The 19,897-nt window shown below is 39.1% G+C and carries 17 protein-coding genes; 8 read left to right on the forward strand and 9 right to left on the reverse strand.

Going from position 1 to position 19,897, the window contains the following annotated elements; all coding sequences use genetic code 11:
- The first annotated feature begins 16 nt into the window (after positions 1-16).
- On the forward strand, positions 17-1,249 hold the full coding sequence (locus AC0L3W_RS11955) for an allantoate amidohydrolase (protein WP_409438795.1): 1,233 nt from the start codon (positions 17-19) through the stop codon (positions 1,247-1,249).
- 78 nt (positions 1,250-1,327) lie between these two features.
- Here AC0L3W_RS11955 and puuE read toward each other — a convergent pair whose 3' ends face one another.
- Genes puuE through AC0L3W_RS11970 form a run of 3 tightly spaced genes read right to left on the reverse strand, consistent with a single transcriptional unit; the run spans position 1,328 to position 3,692 of the window.
- Positions 1,328-2,260 carry an allantoinase PuuE gene (gene puuE / locus AC0L3W_RS11960; RefSeq protein WP_409438794.1) on the reverse strand — a complete coding sequence of 311 codons (933 nt, stop codon included), beginning with the start codon at positions 2,258-2,260 and terminating at the stop codon, positions 1,328-1,330.
- 1 nt (position 2,261) lies between these two features.
- Complete coding sequence (locus tag AC0L3W_RS11965; RefSeq protein ID WP_290039538.1) at positions 2,262-3,017, reverse strand: aspartate/glutamate racemase family protein; 756 nt, start codon at positions 3,015-3,017, stop codon at positions 2,262-2,264.
- A 3-nt stretch (positions 3,018-3,020) separates the two neighbouring features.
- Positions 3,021-3,692 carry a GntR family transcriptional regulator gene (locus AC0L3W_RS11970; protein ID WP_409440402.1) on the reverse strand — a complete coding sequence of 224 codons (672 nt, stop codon included), beginning with the start codon at positions 3,690-3,692 and terminating at the stop codon, positions 3,021-3,023.
- A gap of 288 nt (positions 3,693-3,980) precedes the next feature.
- On the opposite strand from AC0L3W_RS11970, the gene AC0L3W_RS11975 reads away from it, so the two are divergent.
- Complete coding sequence (locus AC0L3W_RS11975) at positions 3,981-5,426, forward strand: NCS1 family nucleobase:cation symporter-1 (protein WP_409438793.1); 1,446 nt, start codon at positions 3,981-3,983, stop codon at positions 5,424-5,426.
- A 341-nt stretch (positions 5,427-5,767) separates the two neighbouring features.
- On the opposite strand, the gene AC0L3W_RS11980 is transcribed toward AC0L3W_RS11975, so the two are convergent.
- From AC0L3W_RS11980 to AC0L3W_RS11990, 3 genes are read right to left on the reverse strand one after another with little or no spacing between them, the layout of a single operon-like run.
- The gene (locus tag AC0L3W_RS11980) at positions 5,768-6,802 is read right to left on the reverse strand and encodes an HlyD family secretion protein (RefSeq protein ID WP_409438792.1); all 1,035 of its coding nucleotides are present in this window, start codon (positions 6,800-6,802) and stop codon (positions 5,768-5,770) included.
- Positions 6,803-6,828: 26 nt separating this feature from the next.
- On the reverse strand, positions 6,829-8,367 hold the full coding sequence (locus tag AC0L3W_RS11985) for an MFS transporter (RefSeq protein WP_409438791.1): 1,539 nt from the start codon (positions 8,365-8,367) through the stop codon (positions 6,829-6,831).
- Positions 8,364-9,860 carry an efflux transporter outer membrane subunit gene (locus AC0L3W_RS11990; protein ID WP_409438790.1) on the reverse strand — a complete coding sequence of 499 codons (1,497 nt, stop codon included), beginning with the start codon at positions 9,858-9,860 and terminating at the stop codon, positions 8,364-8,366. Before AC0L3W_RS11990 ends, AC0L3W_RS11985 begins: the two co-directional genes overlap by 4 nt.
- Positions 9,861-10,145: 285 nt before the next feature.
- Between AC0L3W_RS11990 and AC0L3W_RS11995 the strand changes: the two genes are divergently transcribed.
- The 6 genes from AC0L3W_RS11995 (at position 10,146) to AC0L3W_RS12020 (ending at position 17,583) form a co-directional block, all read left to right on the forward strand.
- Positions 10,146-10,796: a TetR/AcrR family transcriptional regulator gene (locus tag AC0L3W_RS11995; RefSeq protein WP_290039544.1), complete on the forward strand. Its 651-nt coding sequence runs from the start codon at positions 10,146-10,148 to the stop codon at positions 10,794-10,796.
- A gap of 303 nt (positions 10,797-11,099) precedes the next feature.
- Positions 11,100-12,536, forward strand: a complete 1,437-nt coding sequence (locus tag AC0L3W_RS12000; RefSeq protein ID WP_290039545.1) for a uracil-xanthine permease family protein — start codon at positions 11,100-11,102, stop codon at positions 12,534-12,536.
- Positions 12,537-12,802: 266 nt separating this feature from the next.
- A complete protein-coding gene (locus tag AC0L3W_RS12005; protein WP_290039547.1) occupies positions 12,803-13,807 on the forward strand; it encodes a BMP family lipoprotein in 1,005 nt (334 codons plus the stop codon).
- A 96-nt stretch (positions 13,808-13,903) separates the two neighbouring features.
- The gene (locus AC0L3W_RS12010) at positions 13,904-15,487 is read left to right on the forward strand and encodes an ABC transporter ATP-binding protein (RefSeq protein WP_409438789.1); all 1,584 of its coding nucleotides are present in this window, start codon (positions 13,904-13,906) and stop codon (positions 15,485-15,487) included.
- Positions 15,484-16,614 carry an ABC transporter permease gene (locus AC0L3W_RS12015; protein WP_409438788.1) on the forward strand — a complete coding sequence of 377 codons (1,131 nt, stop codon included), beginning with the start codon at positions 15,484-15,486 and terminating at the stop codon, positions 16,612-16,614. Before AC0L3W_RS12010 ends, AC0L3W_RS12015 begins: the two co-directional genes overlap by 4 nt.
- A gap of 3 nt (positions 16,615-16,617) precedes the next feature.
- On the forward strand, positions 16,618-17,583 hold the full coding sequence (locus AC0L3W_RS12020; protein WP_290039552.1) for an ABC transporter permease: 966 nt from the start codon (positions 16,618-16,620) through the stop codon (positions 17,581-17,583).
- 85 nt (positions 17,584-17,668) lie between these two features.
- Here the strand turns inward: AC0L3W_RS12020 and AC0L3W_RS12025 are convergent, their stop codons facing one another.
- The 3 genes from AC0L3W_RS12025 to uraD form a co-directional block, all read right to left on the reverse strand.
- Positions 17,669-18,571, reverse strand: a complete 903-nt coding sequence (locus AC0L3W_RS12025) for a homocysteine S-methyltransferase family protein (RefSeq protein ID WP_290039553.1) — start codon at positions 18,569-18,571, stop codon at positions 17,669-17,671.
- A 211-nt stretch (positions 18,572-18,782) separates the two neighbouring features.
- A complete protein-coding gene (gene uraH / locus AC0L3W_RS12030) occupies positions 18,783-19,145 on the reverse strand; it encodes a hydroxyisourate hydrolase (protein ID WP_290039554.1) in 363 nt (120 codons plus the stop codon).
- Positions 19,142-19,642, reverse strand: coding sequence for a 2-oxo-4-hydroxy-4-carboxy-5-ureidoimidazoline decarboxylase (gene uraD, locus AC0L3W_RS12035; RefSeq protein ID WP_290039555.1), 501 nt, complete (start codon positions 19,640-19,642; stop codon positions 19,142-19,144). The genes uraH and uraD overlap by 4 nt, the downstream gene beginning before the upstream one ends.
- Between the last annotated feature and the right edge of the window lie 255 nt (positions 19,643-19,897).

Here is a 19,897-nt window from a genome sequence, read left to right on the forward strand (position 1 = left end):
GGTAGTAGGAGCATTTATGTCAATAAACAATACTCAGCAAAGTGCAGCAAAAATAATGCAATGGGCAGATAAATTAGCCAGTTTTAGTGCGATGCCAGACGGTTTATTAAGGGCTTATTTAACACCAGAGCATAAGTTAGCGCATCAACAACTAGCAGAGTGGATGGCGCAAGCAGGTCTAACGACTTGGGAAGACAGTGTTGGTAATCAATGGGGACGCAAAGTATCCCCTAACCCAACAATGCCAACTCTATTAATCGGTTCACACAGTGATACAGTAGCCAATGCTGGTAAATATGACGGTAACCTAGGTGTATTACTGGCACTTGAGGCAATGTATCAGCTACAAGGTGAAACATTACCCTTCCATGTTGATATTGTTGCCTTTGCCGATGAGGAAGGTACTCGCTTTAATACCACCTTAATTGGCTCAAGTGCTGTCGCTGGATGTTTTCAACCTGATTGGTTGGCGATTGAGGATGCACAAGGCATTAGCATGGCACAAGCGATGCGCGATTTTGGTTTAGATCCAACCCTAGCAGGTAAAGATCAAAAAAATACAGAAGATACATTAGCGTATCTAGAAGTGCATATTGAACAAGGTCCTGTATTAGAAGATCAAGACTTACCTGTAGGTGTTGTGACCGGCATTGCTGGTGCCAAGCGTTACCAATTTAAGCTGAAAGGAATGGCAGGACACGCAGGTACAGTTCCTCTGGCACTACGTAAAGATGCAATGTCTGGTGCTGCTCAAATGATCTGTCATATTGAACAATTTGCCTTTGAAAACCAAATTGTAGCGACCGTGGGTCGCTGTGAAGTATTTCCTGCAGCAGTGAACGTTATTGCTGGCGAAGTGCACTTCACAGTGGATATTCGTAGTCAATCTCAAGCTACCTTAGAGCGTTGTTGTGAGCAACTATTAAAAGACCTAGCCCATATATCTGAACAGCGTCAATTACAGTTAAGCCATGAAAAACTCTACGAAGCGGAAGCAGTGTTATGTGATGACTTATTGCAAAAGCAATGGGGAGAAATAGTGAAGCTTCGCACGCAAAAAGCACCGTGTTTTCTTGCTAGTGGTGCAGGTCATGATGCGATGGTAATGACTAATATTACCAACATTGCTATGTTATTTGTGCGCTGTGAAAAAGGTATTAGCCATAATCCAAGAGAGCAAGTGATTGAATCCGATGTTGCAGTCGCTTTGGACTGTTTAACAGATATGATCAAAAAACTTGCGGGATAACAAGCAGAGCCCATTATAAAAAAGGCGCTTAAATATTTTATTTAAGCGCCTTTTATTTAGTATAAAAATGAACATAGCTTATTCAGGGCAAGGATGATTTTCAATCCAGTGTTGTGCTATTTCATCACGGCGTGCAATCCACACATCATCATGGGATTGAACATAATCTAAGAATTTTTTCAGTGCCAGAAAACGACCCGGTTTGCCAATTACTCGGCAATGTAAACCTATCGACATCATTTTTGGTTTCTCATTACCTTCTGCGTATAAACAGTCAAAGCTATCTTTCAAATATTGAAAGAACTCCTCCCCATGGCTAAAGCCGTAAGGTGATGAGAAACGCATATCATTATTATCAAGTGTATATGGGATCACTAAATGAGGGCGTGTTGTTTTCGCACCTTCAGAGCTAGGTACCTGCATCCAAAATGGTAAATCATCACCGTAATAATCAGAGTCGTAAAGCAGCCCTTGTTGCTCTGCTACTAACCCACGAGTGTTTGGTGAGTCACGTCCTGTATACCAACCTAATGGACGCTGACCGGTCAAATTTTCAATAATATCTAAGGCTTGTGTCATATGCTCACGCTCTTCTTCGATAGGCATATGTTGGTAATGAATCCATTTCAAACCATGACAGGCAATCTCATGGCCATCTTCCATAATTGCTTGGGTTACATCAGGATTACGTTGTAATGCAGTAGCAATACCAAAGATAGTTAACGGTAAGTCACGTGCTTTAAATTCATTTAAAATTCGCCATACGCCTGCTCTTGAACCATATTCATATAAAGACTCCATGCTCATATGGCGTTCAGGATAAGCTTCTGCACCGGCGATTTCAGATAGAAACGTTTCCGAATGAGTATCACCATGTAACACGCAGTTTTCGCCACCCTCTTCAAAATTTAAAACAAACTGCACTGCAATTTTTGCTTTATTTGGCCAATTTGCATCGGGCACATCATGTCTACCGTAGCCTCTATAATCGCGAGGATTATCTTTACTCATCTTAACGCTCCTTTGTTTTTATTTTATTACTATTCCAATGTTCATAACGACCACCAAAAGTCTTCTTTAAAGGTGAACCATACTGCCCTATCTTGCAGGTTTTTAAACCTAGTTGATGTAATGACTCCGCCAATTTAACTGCAGCGCAAACACCATCAATAATCGGGACCTTAAGATCTGCCGATAATTTATCGGTTAAATCAGACATGCCAGCACACCCTAAAACTAATGCTTCAGCGCCGTCTTCCAATAATGCTTTTTCACATTCAGCTTTTAACTCACGATAAACATCATCTCCAATATTTTCAAGGTCTAATACTGCAATATCTGTGGCTCTAACACCACTACAAAGATGTTGATAACCATAACGATTAAGCAAGTGTTCACTAGCAGGTAAAGTTCTCGTCATAGTCGTCACGACACCAAACCGATAAGCGACTAAACTAGCGAGTTGAAAAGCAGCTCCCGCTATACCAATCACAGGTACAGAGGCAACTTCTCTGGCAGCATCTAATGCAGGATCGCCAAAACAGGCAATAATGTGAGCATCAACTTTATTATCCTCCCCCTGTTTAATCACATCTAACAAAGCGGCTGAAGCAATCACTTCATCAAAAGCACTTTCAATGCTTTCAGGGCCATGCTTAGGCATAGATGCAATAATTTCAGTACTTGAAAGGGCAGCTCCACGTGCAGAAGCAGCTATTTTTTCAGTCATACCGGAACAGGTATTTGGGTTAATTAAGTTGATTCGCATTGATCACTCCGTATTAGCAAACAGTTGTTGAAAATTAATTTTTTGGCCATCGCTAACACCCAATTTCAAAGAAGACTTAATATGGATTAAATGATGTTTCATCCAATCTTGAGCCTTTTCATCTTGTTTGTTATCCATTAAATCAATTAGCTCTAAATGATCGCCACAATCACAACTTACACTATGACGAGAACCAAAAACTGCAATGATTAATGATGAGCGATAACAAAGCTGCTGGATAAAATCAGCCATGACAGAGTTATCTGATAATGCAGCTAACTCATAATGAAATTGTGCAGTTAATTGAATTAAAGCGGCTTGATCTTCATTTGCTTCAGCTTGCCTCTCTTCTTTGAGCATCGCGCGAAAATATTTGGAATTAGCTTTAGACCAATATTTCATTATTTCAGGGATTAATAACGGTTCTAGCATGATGCGACTATCTAAGATCTCTTGCGCTTCTTGTTCACTAGGACGATTTACATGTGCTCCTTTATTAGGCTCAATGGTGACAATCCGTTCTAAGGCCAAACGTTGCAGTACTTTTCGAATACTAGTGCGGCTTCGACCAAAGGCTTCTGATAACTTATCTTCAGGTAATCTTGCCCCAGGTGGAAGTTGGTGCTCAACAATCGACTTCAATATTTTTTTATAGATGGCTTCATCATTCAACATATTATTCACTACTAATCCCTCTTATTTATTGTATACAACAAAACATAAGTAAATGTATACAACTTTATTTATTTCCTTACTTAATCTTATCCTTCAAAGAGAGGATTTCAAGTGAGATAACGCACCAAAATGATCACAATTGTTTAAAAACAGTGCATAAAAGGCACTATCTCACTGAGTTAAAATCGATGAAAGTGCTTAAGAGACTGTATTCTCTGAATATTTCAATATTGGATCAGTAATTGCTAATCAACATTGTATACAATTAATAAAACATTGGAGGTTAGCATGTCAGATAAATTAGAAACTAGTCCACGCCTTAGCAATGAGGACCTATTACCAGAGAAACAACAAAAGTGGGGCTGGTATAGTATCTTTGCTTTTTGGATGTCAGATGTACATAGTGTCGGAGGGTATGTATTCGCAGCGAGTTTATTCGCGCTGGGATTAAATGGTATCCAAGTATTTATCAGCTTATTGGTAGGTATTTCTATCGTTTTATTATTTGCCAACTTGATGGGCAAACCAGGGCAAAAATGTGGAGCGCCTTTCCCTGTGGTGGCACGTATGTCATTTGGTGTGTTTGGTGCGAATATTCCAGCGGTTATTCGTGGTTTGATTGCGGTGGTTTGGTACGGCATTCAAACTTACTTAGCTTCTAGTGCATTTATTATTTTGATTCTGTACTTTTTCCCTAGTGCAGAAAGCTTAGCGAACAGTGAATTTTTAGGGTTATCTTACTTAGGTTGGGTTGGCTTTAGCTCAATGTGGATCTTACAAGCAATTATCTTTATGTTCGGTATGGATATGATACGTAAGGTGATTGATTGGTCTGGACCAGCTATCTATATCGCTATGTTTGCATTATGTATTTACTTAGTTAACTTAGCCGGTTGGGACAATATTAGCTTTAACCTAAGCTCACAAGAATTAGTTGGCTGGGATGCTATTATTCAAATGTTTATTGCGGCCTGTTTGGTAGCTGGTTACTTTGCAGGACCAACATTAAACTTTAGTGACTTCTCTCGTTACTGCACCAGCTATAAGCAATTAAAACTCGGCAACATCTTAGGTTTACCGGTTAACTTTATTATCTTCTCTCTATTTAGTGTATTGATTGTATCTGCCTCTATCCCAGTGTTTGGCGAAATGATCACTGACCCAGTTGAAACAGTAAAACGATTAGACTCAGGCATGATTACAATACTTGGCGCATTAACGTTTATTTTTGCGACTGTGGGAATCAACATTGTGGCTAACTTTGTTGCCCCTGCTTTTGACTTTTCTAATGTGGCACCGCAAAAAATTAGCTTTAAAGCAGGTGGTTTTATTGCCGCCTTTGGTTCAGTACTGTTAACACCTTGGAACCTGTTTAATAACCCTGAAGTTATTCATTATACCGTTGATGTATTAGCCGCGATGATCGGGCCATTATACGGCATCATTATTGTTGATTATTACTTTATTAAAAAAGGTCATATTCATATTGATTCGTTATACACAGAATCACCAAAAGGCATTTACTGGTATCAAAACGGCATTAATATGAAAAGTGTTTACGCGTTAATCATCGCAGGTTTACTAGCTATCTATGCGACCTTCTTCATCGATGGTTTAGCTAACTATGCAATCTTTATTGGTGGATTCACTGCTGCCATTACATACCGAGTATTGATGGCTAAAGAGCGAGAAAAAATGGTTGATGTACAAGCTAATTTAGCCGAACAATCATAATCAAGCTTTACACGATGTTATTAGGGCAGTTGAACTTTACCGTTTAAATTTTGTTCACTACAGGGCGTTTTGACCGAGGTGGACAAAGTTTAGCCTAGTAATCTCAGCAAATGTTATCCAACAAAGAGCATAACCTCTTGTGGCGAACCCGAAGGGCAACATTTGCTGACTATTTCTGCTGCACTTTCGCTTATTTATGTGGAACAACCACAGCTCACAAACCCAGCCTTGTAGAAAAACCAGCAACTCGTTGCAAAAAATAAACTTGAAAGATCAATAGCCCCTTGATAACAAGCAGTGTTTGCCACGACTTTAAAAGTGACAAACACTGCTTATATCACTTACTCATCCGTTATAATAGTCGGCACAACGGACATACCAACACGTAATTGATTCTCTTGTTTTTGTGCATTATCAATTTCAATTCTAACCGCAATTCTCTGTACAATTTTAGTAAAATTGCCAGTGGCGTTATGCGCAGAAACAGATGAATAGCTCACACCACTTGCAGGAGCAATGCTCGCTACATGACCAGTAAACGCTTTACCCGGTAATGCATCAACGGCTAACTCAACTGATTGCCCTACTTTCACCTTAGCAAGCTGTGTTTCACGGTAATTTGCATGTACGTAAACTTTGTCCAGTGGTACCACAACCAACAGTGGGTTACCTGGATTTACATAATTACCGACACGTGCTGATTTTTTTCCAACAACACCATCAATAGGCGCTTTTATTTCGGTGTAAGATAATTTCAAATTAGCTGCATCTAGCATAGATTCAGCCTGCAATAGCGTTGCTTTTGCACGTTCAATTTGTGCTTTTAAAATCGCAATTTTCTGCTTGCTAGCAATCAATGCAGCTTGATTTTTACCTAAGCTAGCTTTTTGTATATAAAATTGTGATTCAGCTTGTTGTAAATCTTGTACCGTTCCAGAGCCATCTGATGCGAGATTACGGTAACGTTTAAAATTCCTTTCTGCTAATACCAATTGTGCTTTGTTAGCATCTACTTCTGCTTCAGCTTCGGCTACTAAAGAAGCTTGTTGGATAAGTGTTGCTTGCAATATTTCAATGCTGGCTTGAGCGCTCGCCACTTGTGCTTTGGCGCTATTCACCGCAACAATAAAGTCACCTTTATCCATGCTGATTAATAGGTCGCCCTTTTTAACGGTTTGATGTTCTTCTACCATCACTTTTTCAACGGTTGCAGCAACTTGTGGTGCAACCACAGTAAAGTCAGCTTGGACATAGGCATCATCTGTTGATTGATTCGCCGCGGCAGATTCTGGTTGGTTTAAGTGTATAACAGTGGTCACAATCACGATCACCACAATAACAATAGAGAGCGCTTTGATTAATTTAGCTAGTTTCATAGTTGATTACTCAATAAAATAAATAGTTAAGGTTGATTAGTATTAGGTGCTGGTACATAAACCATCATTAAGGCCAATGGAATAAGCAACAATGCCAAGATACCAAGTACTAAATAGGCATCTGCAATGGATAAAATAAGTGATTGTTTTGCAACCACGCTAGGTAATAAAGCGCTTGGTAACGCATTAGGTAGAGAATGTTCAACTAGCGCTGCATGCTCCAATAACATTTCACTGTGGAAGCGACTACGTAGCGTTAATAGTTGCCCTACTGATGCACTACCGATCAATGAACCAAACACTCTGAATGTATTGATTACACCTGAGAAATAAGGCCCTTCACTTGGGTCTAACACACTGGTCATCAAAAATAAAATAGACACAACCGCCATAGGTTGACCAATCGCTTGTAGCATTTGCGCGACAATAAACTGATCACCATTCCATATTTCATTGATTGAAATAGCAGAAAAACAGGCCAGTGCAATAAACAACAAGCCCACAGACAGCACTTTTCTCGCATCAATCCACTTTTGATAAAGTAATAACGCGACCAAAGAGCCTAATATTAATTGCGGTAACGCAATCATTAATCCAATAGGTGCTATTTGCATCGTTCGATAGCCTTGTATTGCACCTAAATAGCTTGCAGGTAACATTGATCCCGACATCAATACCACCAATAAAAAAGTTAAAATAAGCGAACCGATACTTAAGTTACGACGCGCTAATAGTTGCGGCTGAATAAACGGCGTTTTATGTGTAAACTCAGTAAAAAGATACAGCGCCATAAACACCACACCGAGCAATAATGCACTAGTAATAAGTGGCGAGTTAAACCAATCCAGACGCCCACCCTGTTCCAGTGCAAGTGAAATTGATAACAAGGCACTCACGCCTAAGATCATGCCTAACCAATTACCTTGTTTAAAACGAGCGAACTTTATCTCTTCCTTTGGTAATCCCCAGCCCACTAAAGACCCAGCAATAATGCACAAAGGAATAACTTGCCAATAAACCCAACGCCAGTCGGATAAACCATCGGTCCAATAACCGGTTATCCAGATAGCCAAATTAGGAGCAAAGGTAGCGGTCATTGCATATAGCGCTAACCCATGTAAACGAATACTCAGCGGTAAAAACTTAAGTGCAGCCATCATCAAAATCGGAATCAATGCACCACTGCTCACGCCTTGGATAAAACGCAAACCAATTAATAGGTCAAGGTTTTGAATAAAAGGTAAAATTACAGCAATCACTGCGCACAGTGACACCATTGATAGATGAAAGCGTCGCACCGAAAAAGTGATTGCAAACCATGCTGCAAATGGCATCGCTATTAATTCACCCATGGTATAAGCGGTTGAAATCCAAGAAGCATCATCAACACTTGCTCCCATCACGCCACGGAGATCAACTAATGCTAATGACCCTACGCGGTTATTTAATCCAGACATCATGGCTGCAATAAAAATACCGCTTAATCCAGCGAGGGCTTGTTTTGATAACAAGCTTTGTTTTTTAGGAGCAACTGAAATAGTGTCGGCGATCACTGCACTGCTCATTGCGCCTCCTCATGCGATGCTAACGTGTTAATTTTGTTCACACTATTATCCCAGCCACCGCCAAGTGATTTATATAAATTCACTATCGCTAGCGCACCATTTGTTGTGCTGTTATTTAAACGATTTTGACTATCCAACACTTTTGCTTGTTCACTAAATACACTCAAGCTATCTGCTGTACCTTGTTGGTAGTTACGATTAACGACATATAGAGCTTGTTTCGTAAAGTCATCAGCAATTGATAGTTTATGATGATGGCTTTGTTGCGCTAACCAAGCATCAATGGCGTTATCCACTTCATGCCAAGCTGTTAATACCACTTTACGATAAAGTAACGCTGCATTTTTTTGCTTTTCCTTGGTTAACTCCAATTGCAAGGTAAGTCGACCCCCTTGAAATAAAGGTAAATACACTTTAGGCCCAATAGAAAAAGCACGAGAATCCCAACTTCCAAGGTCATCCCCATCAAAAGCTTCTACACCTAAGCTACCAGTTAGCGAAATACTTGGATAAAAATTTGCTTTAGCAGCACCAATCGATGCGACGGCGCTATGCAGATTTGCCTCTGCTTGTAAAATATCAGGTCGCTGCTGTGCGATATCTGAAGGGATACTCGTGAACATCCCCTTAGGAAGATGCATCGTTTGCTTGGGGGTTTTTAACAGTGACTCTAAAGCTCTAGGCTGTTTACCCAACAATAAAGCCAAGGCATTCATTTGTGCATGAATACGTTTCTGTATATCAGGCACTGCCGCTTTACTATGCTCTAATTGAGCTAAAGCATAAATCGTCTCAATATGCGTGCCTACGCCATTTTTTTCACGACTACTTAATAATTCCACTACGTGGTCAGCGAGCGCTTGTTTTTTCAATGCAATATCTAATGTAGCTTGCATATTACGTAATAAAAAATAAGTACGAGCAACTTCTGCCGTTAAACTCACTCGAGCCGCTTCACGCTGGTAAATAGTCGCTTCTAACTGTGCCATAGCTCGCTCACTTAAACGTTGATTTTTCCCCCATAAATCAAGCTCCCAACTTGCATCAAAACCTGCCATAAAGAAATTATCAGCCTCTGTTGGAGCACCTAGAGCTGCCCATTTACCATTCGCACTATTCCCCTCATGGGCATAACTTGCATTGGCAGAGAGAACTGGTAGTTTATCGGCATCTGTAATACCTAACTTAGCTCGACTCTGAGCGATCCTGTTACTCGCTATTTGTAAATCTAAATTACCAACTTGTGCTTGCTCTTCTAGCTGCATCAAGATCGGGTCATTAAACAATTCCCACCATTTTGATGAAAAAACCTTCAAGTCACTGGCATTTTGGGGTTTATCCACTTCGTAACTGTCTCTAGCCGTTATTTCATCAAAACCTTGAGTTGGCTTTTCAAAATTAGGGCCAACAGTACATGCTGACAGGAGCGTAATGGCGAAACTAACGCTGACCGTATTGAGTAAATAATTAAAATATTTACGTTTAATTATCATTTTAACTTTCCTATCTAATAACCAATGCACTTGCTTAGTGGTGTTTTATGACTTCAATATTGTTATCACTGACGACAGCTATTAAAATCAAACTGTACCGCTCGGTGCAATCGATAAATATAAAAAAGCGAAACATATTCAATCAGAGCTTTTCTTCTTGATACTCAAGATATACAAATAGATAACATGTATAATTTGAGAAATATCAATATAGCCAAATTGAACTGTACCGCTCGGTATGATATATTGTCATATAGCACTTACTATTGTCAAGAGAGTAACTCAATGAAAGATCTTATTTTAAACAACGATCATCTTCCTAGACTCGATCTAAACCTCACTCCAAAGGCACAAACCGTCCTAGATGCTGCGACTAAAATATTTTTAACCCATGGTTTTAATGGTGCAACGACAGATATGATTCAGCGCGCTGCAAATGTATCTAAATCGACGGTATACGCACATTTTTCTAATAAAGAACGATTATTTTTAGCAGTCGTCCAAAGTGAATGTGCTTCTTTTACACAATCAATGCACAGCATTAAATTTACCCCAGGCAATCTAGTTGAAAGTTTACGAGAGTTAGGTCATGCCTACTTAAACGTTGCTTTATCAGACTCTGCACTGGCACTTTATAGAGTGGTGATTGCCGAAGCCCCACGTTTTCCTGCATTGGGTCATATGTTCTATAATTCAGGCCCGCATGTTGTTAAAAGTAACGTGATTAAATGCTTTCAAATTGCCCTTGATGCACAAGAAATCGATTTACAAGGTGATGATATTAATGAAGTCGCAGAAGTATTTGTGGCAATGTTACGCAGTGAATTACATTTACAGTGTTTAACTCATCCAGATCAGCCGCTACAAAGTAAAACAGTGGACCATTGGGTTAACATCGCAATCAACACTTTTATCCGTAGTTATGGAGCTAAATAATAAATTTATTCTCTGCCCTGTTTGTTAGAATAAGTAGGCTGTTTTACATGGCAACTTATTCTAATGATCAATCAACTTGTATGCAGAGCCTCGCAAATGTCCCCTCCCCCACATGATCATTTAAAGTGCAACAATTGCACCAATACAGAATAAAGATTCTCGAACTACTCCTTTAAAAAATTCTATAAATAAAATAAACAACTGTTTTAAATATGTTTTTTTAATTTTATTTGAAATGGCACGATCGTTGCAAAAATACTATGAATAGTCACAATCGTTGCAAACATTCAATAAGGAAGTCCCATGAGTGAAGAGTCTGAGTTAATTTATAAACTCGATGATAACCCTTCAAATAAGGAATCATTTTTTGCCGCTATACAACATGTATTAGCTAGTTTTATCGGTATTATTACTCCAACTTTAATTATTGGTGGTGTGCTAGGATTAGGTGATGAAATCCCTTACCTTATTTCGATGGCATTGATGGTGTCTGGTGTTGGTACGATTATTCAAGCTAAGCGACCGATGGGTATCGGTGCAGGAATGATTTGTGTTCAAGGGACTAGCTTCGCATTTTTAAGTTCAGTATTAGCTGCAGGCTTTATTGCTAAAGCTAATGGTGGTGGTCCTGATCAAATTCTTTCTCTGATTTTTGGCGTATGTGTTTTAGGTGCCTTTGTAGAAATTGCCGTTAGTCAATTTTTAGATAAACTAAAGCGAGTAATCACTCCGGTTGTGACAGGTACAGTTATTACCGTTATTGGTATAAGTTTAATTAAAGTAGGCTTCACTGACTTAGCCGGCGGTCAGTGGTTACTAACCAATAAACCAGAGTTATTTGCTAGTTTTGATAACCTATTTTTAGGTGGTCTAGTAATGGCATCAATCATTATCGCTCATAAATACGGTAATCAATGGGTACGATTATCATCGATTATTATAGGTATGATCATCGGCATGATTGCTGCAATATTAATGGGTAAAGTGAATTTCAGCGCCATTAATCAAGTCGAATCCATCATCAGCTTACCTGTTCCGTTCAAGTATGGCTTCTCTTTTGATATTGCTGCATTTATCCCAATTGCGCTAATCTATTTAATTACAGCCATTGAAACATCAGGTGATATCACTGCAAACTGCATGGTGTCAAAACAGCCAATTGCTGGTAAGTCATACATAAAACGTATTCAACAAGGTATTTTAGGCGATGGTGTTAATTCACTGATAGCTGGGTTATTTAATACCTTCCCAAATACCACTTTCAGTCAAAATAATGGGGTAATTCAGTTAACAGGCATCGCAAGTCGATACATAGGCGTATGGATTGGTGGTATCTTAATCGTAATGGGATTATTCCCACACATTGGTGCTCTATTCCGCGCAGTACCAAATTCAGTATTAGGTGGCGCGACAATTATTATGTTTGCAACTGTTGCTACAGCAGGTGTAAAAATCTTAACTCATGTTGAATTAAACAGAAAAAATATGCTCACATTAGCCGTTTCATTTGGTATGGGTTTAGGGGTGTTATTAGTACCAGAGGTAGTGAACACAGTATCTGCAAATATTGGCGGTGATTTAGGTGCTATCGTTAAAAGCATATTTGGCTCACCAATCACTGCAAGTGGTTTAAGTGTGATTGTATTAACCCTATTTTTAGGAGAATACCCTGAAGAATACAACCCAATTATTCAAGATTTCCCTCTTGATGATGAGCATTCAGGTAAAGCTAAGAGCTAGCATTTTATCATCAAGTGTTTTATAGCTTTAATTCACTTGATGCTAAAAACAGTGTTAAGTAATGAAACTGACATGGCGCTTTCCTAAATATGAAAACCTAGGAAAGCGCCTCATCTATTTAGGTAATCACAATAAGTTCAGTGAATTACATAAATAACTGTAATGTTATCGATACTTTATATATCACTAAGAATATTTAAGTAGATAACAGTTTTCAGACAAAAATAACTATATATTTTACAACCAATCAAAATTAAGGACAATTTATGAAGAAGATATTAACAACCACAGCTGCTGCAGTATCAATTGCACTATGTTCATTTGTAGCACAAGCTGCTGATTTCAAACCGGCTGTTGCTTATGATTCAACAGGTAAGTTTGATAAATCTTTCGGACAAGCAGTTGCGGAAAACGGTGTAATTAAATTCATGGAGCAATCGGATACTAAAGTTCGTGAATTAGTACCTTCAAGTGATGCACAGCGTGAACAAGGTCTTGAGCGTCTTGCACGTAAAGGTTTTAGCCCTATTCTTGTTGTTGGTTTCTTATATGCAACACCACTACAAAAAATTGCAGCAAAATACCCTGATAGCCAATTTGTGATCATCGATGCAGTGGTTGACTTACCAAATGTAAAATCAATCTTATTTAAAGAGCATGAAGGTTCTTTCCTTGTCGGTGCAATGGCCGCAATGAAGTCTGAAACCAATAAAGTAGGTTTCGTTGGCGGTATGGATATTTCATTGATCCGTAAATTTGCTTGTGGTTATGAGCAAGGTGCTAAATACGTTAACAAAGACGCAGAAGTTTTCCAAAATATGACGGGTTCAACTAACGCAGCATGGTCAGATCCTGCTCGTGGTGCTGAACTAGCTAAAAGCCAATTCAGTAAAGGTGCTGATGTAGTATTTGCTGCGGCAGGTGGTACAGGAGTAGGTGTTTACCAAGCTGCAGCTGACGAAGGTAAATATGCAATTGGCGTAGATTCAAATCAAAACTACATTCACCCAGGTGTGATGTTAACGTCTATGGTTAAACGTGTTGGTGTTGCAACAGTAGATGCGTTCAAAGCTGCTGAAGCAGGTACATTTACAGCCGGCATCCAAAGCCTTGGCTTAAAAGAGAATGGTGTAGATTGGGCATTAGACGAATATAACCGTGATTTAGTGACACCTGAAATGGAAGGTAAAATTGCTGGAATTAAAGCTAAGATTATTTCTGGTGAAATCAAAGTACACGATTACATGATTGATAATACTTGTAACTACTAATATCTCCCCTGAGAAAATTAATGCTCCCTTGTTGTAACAAGTAAGGGAGTATTTTTACCGATCTTTATCAATGGACAGAATAGAGAAACTTAATTTATGTCTCAACCCCACAATCAAGAGCACATTGCTTTAGAGCTTTGTGGCATCGATAAAAAATTCGGTGCAGTACACGCTAATTGCAATATCGATCTAAAAGTACCTGCAGGGACTATCCATGGCATAATTGGAGAGAATGGCGCAGGTAAATCAACCCTAATGAACATCATTTATGGGTTTTATGTTGCAGACGCTGGCGATATTAAAATATCAGGCACAGTGCGTAAATTAACCAGCTCTAAAGAAGCAATTAGTTACGGCATTGGCATGGTTCATCAACACTTCATGTTAGTTGATAATTTTAGTGTATTAGAAAATGTTATTTTAGGCGCAGAAGAAGGCGGCCTGTTAGAACCTAGCTTACGAAAAGCTCGAAAAGAATTAGAGCGTTTAGCTAAAGAGTATCAGCTAAATGTCCCACTCGATGCATTAATTGAAGACCTTCCAGTTGGTTTACAGCAACGAGTTGAAATTTTAAAAGCGCTTTACCGCGGTGCAAAAATTCTTATATTAGATGAACCTACTGGTGTGTTAACACCACAAGAAACAGATCATCTGTTTAAAATCTTTGATGCATTACGCAATCAAGGTGTAACGATCCTATTAATCACTCATAAGTTACGTGAAATTCTAGCGGCAACCGATAATGTATCTGTAATGCGTCAAGGTGAAATGGTTGCTCACCGTAAAACAGCCGACACAGATAAAGAAGAGTTAGCTGAATTAATGGTCGGTCGCAAGGTTCGTCTAAAAGTAGAAAAAACTGAGGCAGACTCACAACAAGAACTACTCTCTACCTCCAACCTAACTTACACCGATGAACTAGGTGTTGACCGTTTAAAAAATGTGTCTATCTCTATTAAAGCAGGTGAAGTAGTTGGTATTGCTGGTGTTTCTGGCAATGGCCAATCGGAATTAATGAGTGCTCTTGCCGGTTTAATCAAACCTAATTCAGGGCAGATTAATATTGGTGATACCTGTATTGATGCGCGACACCCAAGCTCAGCAGCACAGGTGCGAGATCTAGGCGTTGGACATATCCCAGAAGACCGTTTAGTGATGGGACTGATCAAATCTTTTAGTGCAGAAGAATCAGCTATTTTAGGCTATCAAAACTCTGCAACTTATAATGGGGTATTGCTAAACAAACCTAAAGTGATCAACCAAGAGTGTGCTCGTTTAATGGAAGAATGGGATGTACGTCCACGTGATCCAAAATTACGTAGCTCTTTATTCTCTGGCGGTAATCAACAAAAATTAATCATCGCCCGTGAAGTAGATAAAGACCCTAATATTTTATTAATTGGTCAACCTACACGTGGTGTTGATATCGGTGCCATTGAGTTAATTCATAAACGTATTATTGAATTACGCGATCAGGGTAAAGGGATCTTATTAGTTTCCGTTGAACTCGATGAAATCATGGCCTTATCGGACCGCATTATTGTAATGTTTGATGGCAACATCGTGGGAGAAGTCAGCGCACAACAAGCCAATGAAAAAATCCTCGGTATGATGATGGCAAATATCATGCCTGACGAACTGCAATCAAATACAGTAACAACTTCTGGAGAGCAATTATGAATGACTCAAAGATTCCAGCATGGGTAAGCATTATTGTTCTTCCATTAATCAATATTCTGTTTGCCTTTGCTTTTTCTGCCATTATATTTTTGGCCGTTGATGTAAACCCCATTGAAGCCGCACAAACCATGATCAATGGAGCCTTCGGTTATCAAGAAGGGATTGGTTATACCTTTTATTACGCTACCAACTTTATTTTCACCGGTTTAGCAGTGGCTGTTGCCTTCTCTGCAGGCCTATTTAATATTGGCGGTGAAGGACAAGCTTATATTGGCGGGCTCGGGGTAGGCTTAGTTTGCTTAGGTTTAGATCATACTTTACCGTTTTGGGCGCTATTACCGATCACCATGTTTGCCAGTATGGCCTTTGGTGCATTATGGGCGTTAATCCCAGCTTACCTTCAAGCCTACCGTGGCAGTCATATTGTAATCACGACCATTATGTTTAACTTTATTGCTTCATCATTGATGGTGTACTTAATGGTAAACGTGTTGAATCAAAAAGGGCAAATGGCACCTGTATCACGTGTATTTGAAGACTCTGCTGGTTTACCGGGTTTTCACACCATTGCCGGATGGTTTGGTTATGGTTTTGCTGAATCCCCAATGAACTTAAGCTTTTTAATTGCCCTACTTTGCTGTGTTTTAGTGTGGCTATTACTTTGGAGAACACGTTGGGGTTATGCCATTCGCGCAATGGGTTCAAGCCCTTCTGCTGCTGAATACGGCGGTATTAACCGTAAGCGTTTGATCATTATTGTCATGCTTATTTCTGGTGCTTTATCAGGCTTATTAAGCTTAAATGAAGTACAAGGTTACGCACAACAACTCAAATTAGGCTTTGTAGCAGGTTATGGTTTCACTGGTATCGCAGTGTGTTTGATTGGCCGAAATCATCCTTTTGGTATTGTGTTAGCGAGTATTTTATTCGGGATTTTATACCAAGGTGGCGCAGAACTATCTTTTGACTTCCCAAATATTGACCGAGAGATGATCCAAGTAGTACAGGCATTAGTTGTACTCTTTAGTGGCGCGCTGTCATTAATGTTAGTTAAACCAACTGAGCGATTATTTGTTTATTTAGATGAAAAGAAAAAGTCTAACAACACTAGCGCTGCGGAGGCTTAAATTATGTATGAAAATATTATTTTAATACTCGATGCGACATTAAGGGTATCAGCTCCACTCATTTTAGCCGCATTAGCCGGTTTATTTTCAGAACGTTCTGGTATTGTGAATATCGCACTAGAAGGTAAGATCTTATCATCTGCTTTTGCTGCGGCAGCCACTACCTCAGTCACTGGCTCTATTATGCTGGGGTTATTAGCTGCGATGTTTACGTCTACTTTACTCTCATTGTTACATGGTTTTGCATGTATCACACATAGAGGAGATCAGATTGTATCGGGTGTGGCGATTAATATGCTAGCGGCAGGTTTAACTGTCACTTTAGGTCGTTACTGGTTTGGTTTAGGCGGACAAACCCCACCTTTATCAAATGATGAACGCTTTACGTCAATCACTTTACCTGGTGCTGACGCCGTGGCTGACATTCCTGTCATTGGCTTACTGTACAGTGAGTTAATTTCTGGTCATAACATTCTGGTTTACTTGGCATTATTATTAGTGCCTGTGTGTTGGTGGATTATCTTTAAAACACGCTTTGGGTTACGTTTACGTGCCGCGGGAGAGAATCCACATGCCGTTGATACGGCGGGTATTTCAGTTGCTTGGTTACGTTATCGTGCATTAATTTGTGCAGGTATTTTAACGGGGATAGCAGGAGCCTACCTATCGACTGCACATAGTGCTGGTTTTGTACCAAACATGAGTGCGGGTAAAGGTTATATCGCATTAGCAGCACTTATTTTTGGTAAGTGGAAACCTGTTCCTGTCTTGTTTGGTTGTTTACTGTTTGGTTTCTTAGATGCAATGGCTATTCGCCTGCAAGGTGCTGAACTACCATTTATTGGTGAAGTACCTGTGCAAGCAATTGAAATACTGCCTTATGTATTAACTGTATTATTACTTGCAGGATTTATTGGTCGCGCCGTTGGTCCGAAATCAATCGGTGTGCCTTACGTTAAATCACGCTAAGTATTAGCCTGTAACGTAACGCGAAAAGAAAAAGGCCTGAGACGAAGTTAATTCATCTCAGGCCTTTTTACGTTAAAGCTGTTAATTAATTTGTTAAGCTAACTTGCCACTCAGCTAACGCTTTAATATGGTCAGGACCAATACCACAACAACCACCAATGATATTTGCACCTAGTGCATACCACTGTTTTGCATAAGCTAAGTAATCAAGGGGAGATAAGTCACGATAAGCTTGTACCGCTTCGTTGGCTTTATGATCTTTAGGAATAGGCGTGAAGCTATTAGCAAATACACCAATATCTAAATCTGTTTTACCTGTAGCTTGTAAAGCTTGCTGAGTATCTTTAAGCGCTTGCTCAATTACCTCTGGAATAGAACAGTTAAAGAAAATACCAGTAATATCTTCTGCTAGTAATACTTCAATAGCTTCAGTGACTAATTCACCAGATCTTAGTTTCGCCTCACCAGTTAAATCATCACTTAATGTAAAAGAAAAATGGCAAGGTTTAGTCGTACTAGCCAATACCTTTAACATTACTTTCGCTTCAGCAATACTAGAGATAGTTTCACCTAACCATGCGTCTACATGTTGGTCTTGGGCGATAAACAAGGTATTTAAAATATCAAAGGCATTATCTGCATCAAATAAATCTGGGCGATATGAGCCAAAAGCAGGCGGTAATGAACCTACCACTTGTACATTATGTTGAGCTGTAGTGGCTACTTCTTTAGCTATGATAGCGGCTTGTGCTGCTAATTTAGCCCCCTGTTCTGCAAACAAATCGTCACCTAAATGAAATGGTACACAAGCATAGCTGTTAACTGTAATTAACTCTGCACCAGCATCAACAAAGCTTTGATGTGTTTGAGTGACATAATGTGGTGCTTCAATTAAAGCCTGTGCACTCCACAAAGGTTGTGAAAACGGAGCACCAATACGCTTAAGTTCACGCCCCATACCACCATCTAAAATCGTTAATTCTTTCATTATGGACTTCTATACGTCTAAATAAGATATGCGTATTTAACCATAGTTTTCAAAAATTCATAATGAAACTTGATCAGGATAAGTATGAATAAAATTCAACTTAATATTTAAATTGTTGAGAGGATTAATATTAGGGCTAATATTAGGATTGAAACAAAATTAAAGCAGGGAAAGAAGCCACTTTATGCGAATAAAATGGCTTGAATGGCGATTAACTACCGCGGTACGTTGAATAACTATAAGGCGACAATAATAAAGGGATATGATGGTGACGCTCATCCTGTAATCTAAAGCAAATTTCAGCACTAGGATAAAAGGCAGAGAGTGATTGTTGCTCCCAATAGCTTTCTAACTCAAAACAGATTTTATAGGTCGCAAATAACGATTCAATCTCTTTATCTTCATACCACTCTGTTTGTTCCCACCCATCGATTCTACCATCGCTATTGGTCACTGCAGAGGATAATAACTGCCAGTTATCACCATCTAAAACTAATAGTTTAATCGTCACGCCAACAGCAGGTTTACCCAATGATGAATCTAAAATATGCGTAGTTATTGGATTATGGTTCATAATAATTTCTCCAAGCGGATAGCTGTGATTTTAGCTTGCTCTCGACCGGCGATTTGCACTTCGGTTTCACGGGTATTATCTATTCTGGCTTTGATTAGAGCTAACATTTCAACAGCACTTTTACCCGATGCACACACAATAAAGATGAAGCCAAATTTATCTAGATAGGCTTTATTTAATGCCACCATCTCCTCTAATACTGCACTTTCTGCTACCGACATCCCAGCTTGCTCATTGCTTGCAGTGCCTGATGTATTAGCATATTTCTTGTGGAGTGTATTCAGATCTCCAATTTGTGGATGACCTTGAAATGCAATTAAATAATCCTGCTCGTTTAATTCAGTAAATGCTTTTTCTGAGGCTGCAAGTAACGCAGCTTTATCTGCAAATGGTGTTGCTTGGATCATCTTCTTAATCCAATTTGGCGCACAGCAACAACTTTCAAAGATATCGAAGCCTTTATCCGCACTGGCATTATTGATTTTGTCTAAACTCATTATTTTTCCTTTTTTACGATTTACTTTTATCATCGCAACAGTAAATCGATCTGATAAAGCACCTTGGTAGTGCAATAAATGGGACAATACGTGATTATCAATAAGTTAATTATTCATCTTATTCTATAGGTGAATATTAAAGTATTCATAAACTACTGTTTATTAATACTTTAATCACCCAATATGCATTACTACTTGCTTGATAAGTTTTCTATATTTCACTACTGAGTGGTTATCAAGCTAATATCATACCAA

The organism is Psychromonas sp. KJ10-5, assembly GCF_055808325.1.

What these genes read in the sequence shown, in the direction of transcription:
- AC0L3W_RS11955 (WP_409438795.1), top strand. Translation starts at nt 17, where the DNA reads ATGTCAATAAACAATACTCAGCAAAGTGCAGCAAAAATAATGCAATGG.
- puuE (WP_409438794.1), bottom strand. Translation starts at nt 2,260, where the DNA reads ATGAGTAAAGATAATCCTCGCGATTATAGAGGCTACGGTAGACATGAT.
- AC0L3W_RS11965 (WP_290039538.1), bottom strand. Translation starts at nt 3,017, where the DNA reads ATGCGAATCAACTTAATTAACCCAAATACCTGTTCCGGTATGACTGAA.
- AC0L3W_RS11970 (WP_409440402.1), bottom strand. Translation starts at nt 3,692, where the DNA reads ATGTTGAATGATGAAGCCATCTATAAAAAAATATTGAAGTCGATTGTT.
- AC0L3W_RS11975 (WP_409438793.1), top strand. Translation starts at nt 3,981, where the DNA reads ATGTCAGATAAATTAGAAACTAGTCCACGCCTTAGCAATGAGGACCTA.
- AC0L3W_RS11980 (WP_409438792.1), bottom strand. Translation starts at nt 6,802, where the DNA reads ATGAAACTAGCTAAATTAATCAAAGCGCTCTCTATTGTTATTGTGGTG.
- AC0L3W_RS11985 (WP_409438791.1), bottom strand. Translation starts at nt 8,367, where the DNA reads ATGAGCAGTGCAGTGATCGCCGACACTATTTCAGTTGCTCCTAAAAAA.
- AC0L3W_RS11990 (WP_409438790.1), bottom strand. Translation starts at nt 9,860, where the DNA reads ATGATAATTAAACGTAAATATTTTAATTATTTACTCAATACGGTCAGC.
- AC0L3W_RS11995 (WP_290039544.1), top strand. Translation starts at nt 10,146, where the DNA reads ATGAAAGATCTTATTTTAAACAACGATCATCTTCCTAGACTCGATCTA.
- AC0L3W_RS12000 (WP_290039545.1), top strand. Translation starts at nt 11,100, where the DNA reads ATGAGTGAAGAGTCTGAGTTAATTTATAAACTCGATGATAACCCTTCA.
- AC0L3W_RS12005 (WP_290039547.1), top strand. Translation starts at nt 12,803, where the DNA reads ATGAAGAAGATATTAACAACCACAGCTGCTGCAGTATCAATTGCACTA.
- AC0L3W_RS12010 (WP_409438789.1), top strand. Translation starts at nt 13,904, where the DNA reads ATGTCTCAACCCCACAATCAAGAGCACATTGCTTTAGAGCTTTGTGGC.
- AC0L3W_RS12015 (WP_409438788.1), top strand. Translation starts at nt 15,484, where the DNA reads ATGAATGACTCAAAGATTCCAGCATGGGTAAGCATTATTGTTCTTCCA.
- AC0L3W_RS12020 (WP_290039552.1), top strand. Translation starts at nt 16,618, where the DNA reads ATGTATGAAAATATTATTTTAATACTCGATGCGACATTAAGGGTATCA.
- AC0L3W_RS12025 (WP_290039553.1), bottom strand. Translation starts at nt 18,571, where the DNA reads ATGAAAGAATTAACGATTTTAGATGGTGGTATGGGGCGTGAACTTAAG.
- uraH (WP_290039554.1), bottom strand. Translation starts at nt 19,145, where the DNA reads ATGAACCATAATCCAATAACTACGCATATTTTAGATTCATCATTGGGT.
- uraD (WP_290039555.1), bottom strand. Translation starts at nt 19,642, where the DNA reads ATGAGTTTAGACAAAATCAATAATGCCAGTGCGGATAAAGGCTTCGAT.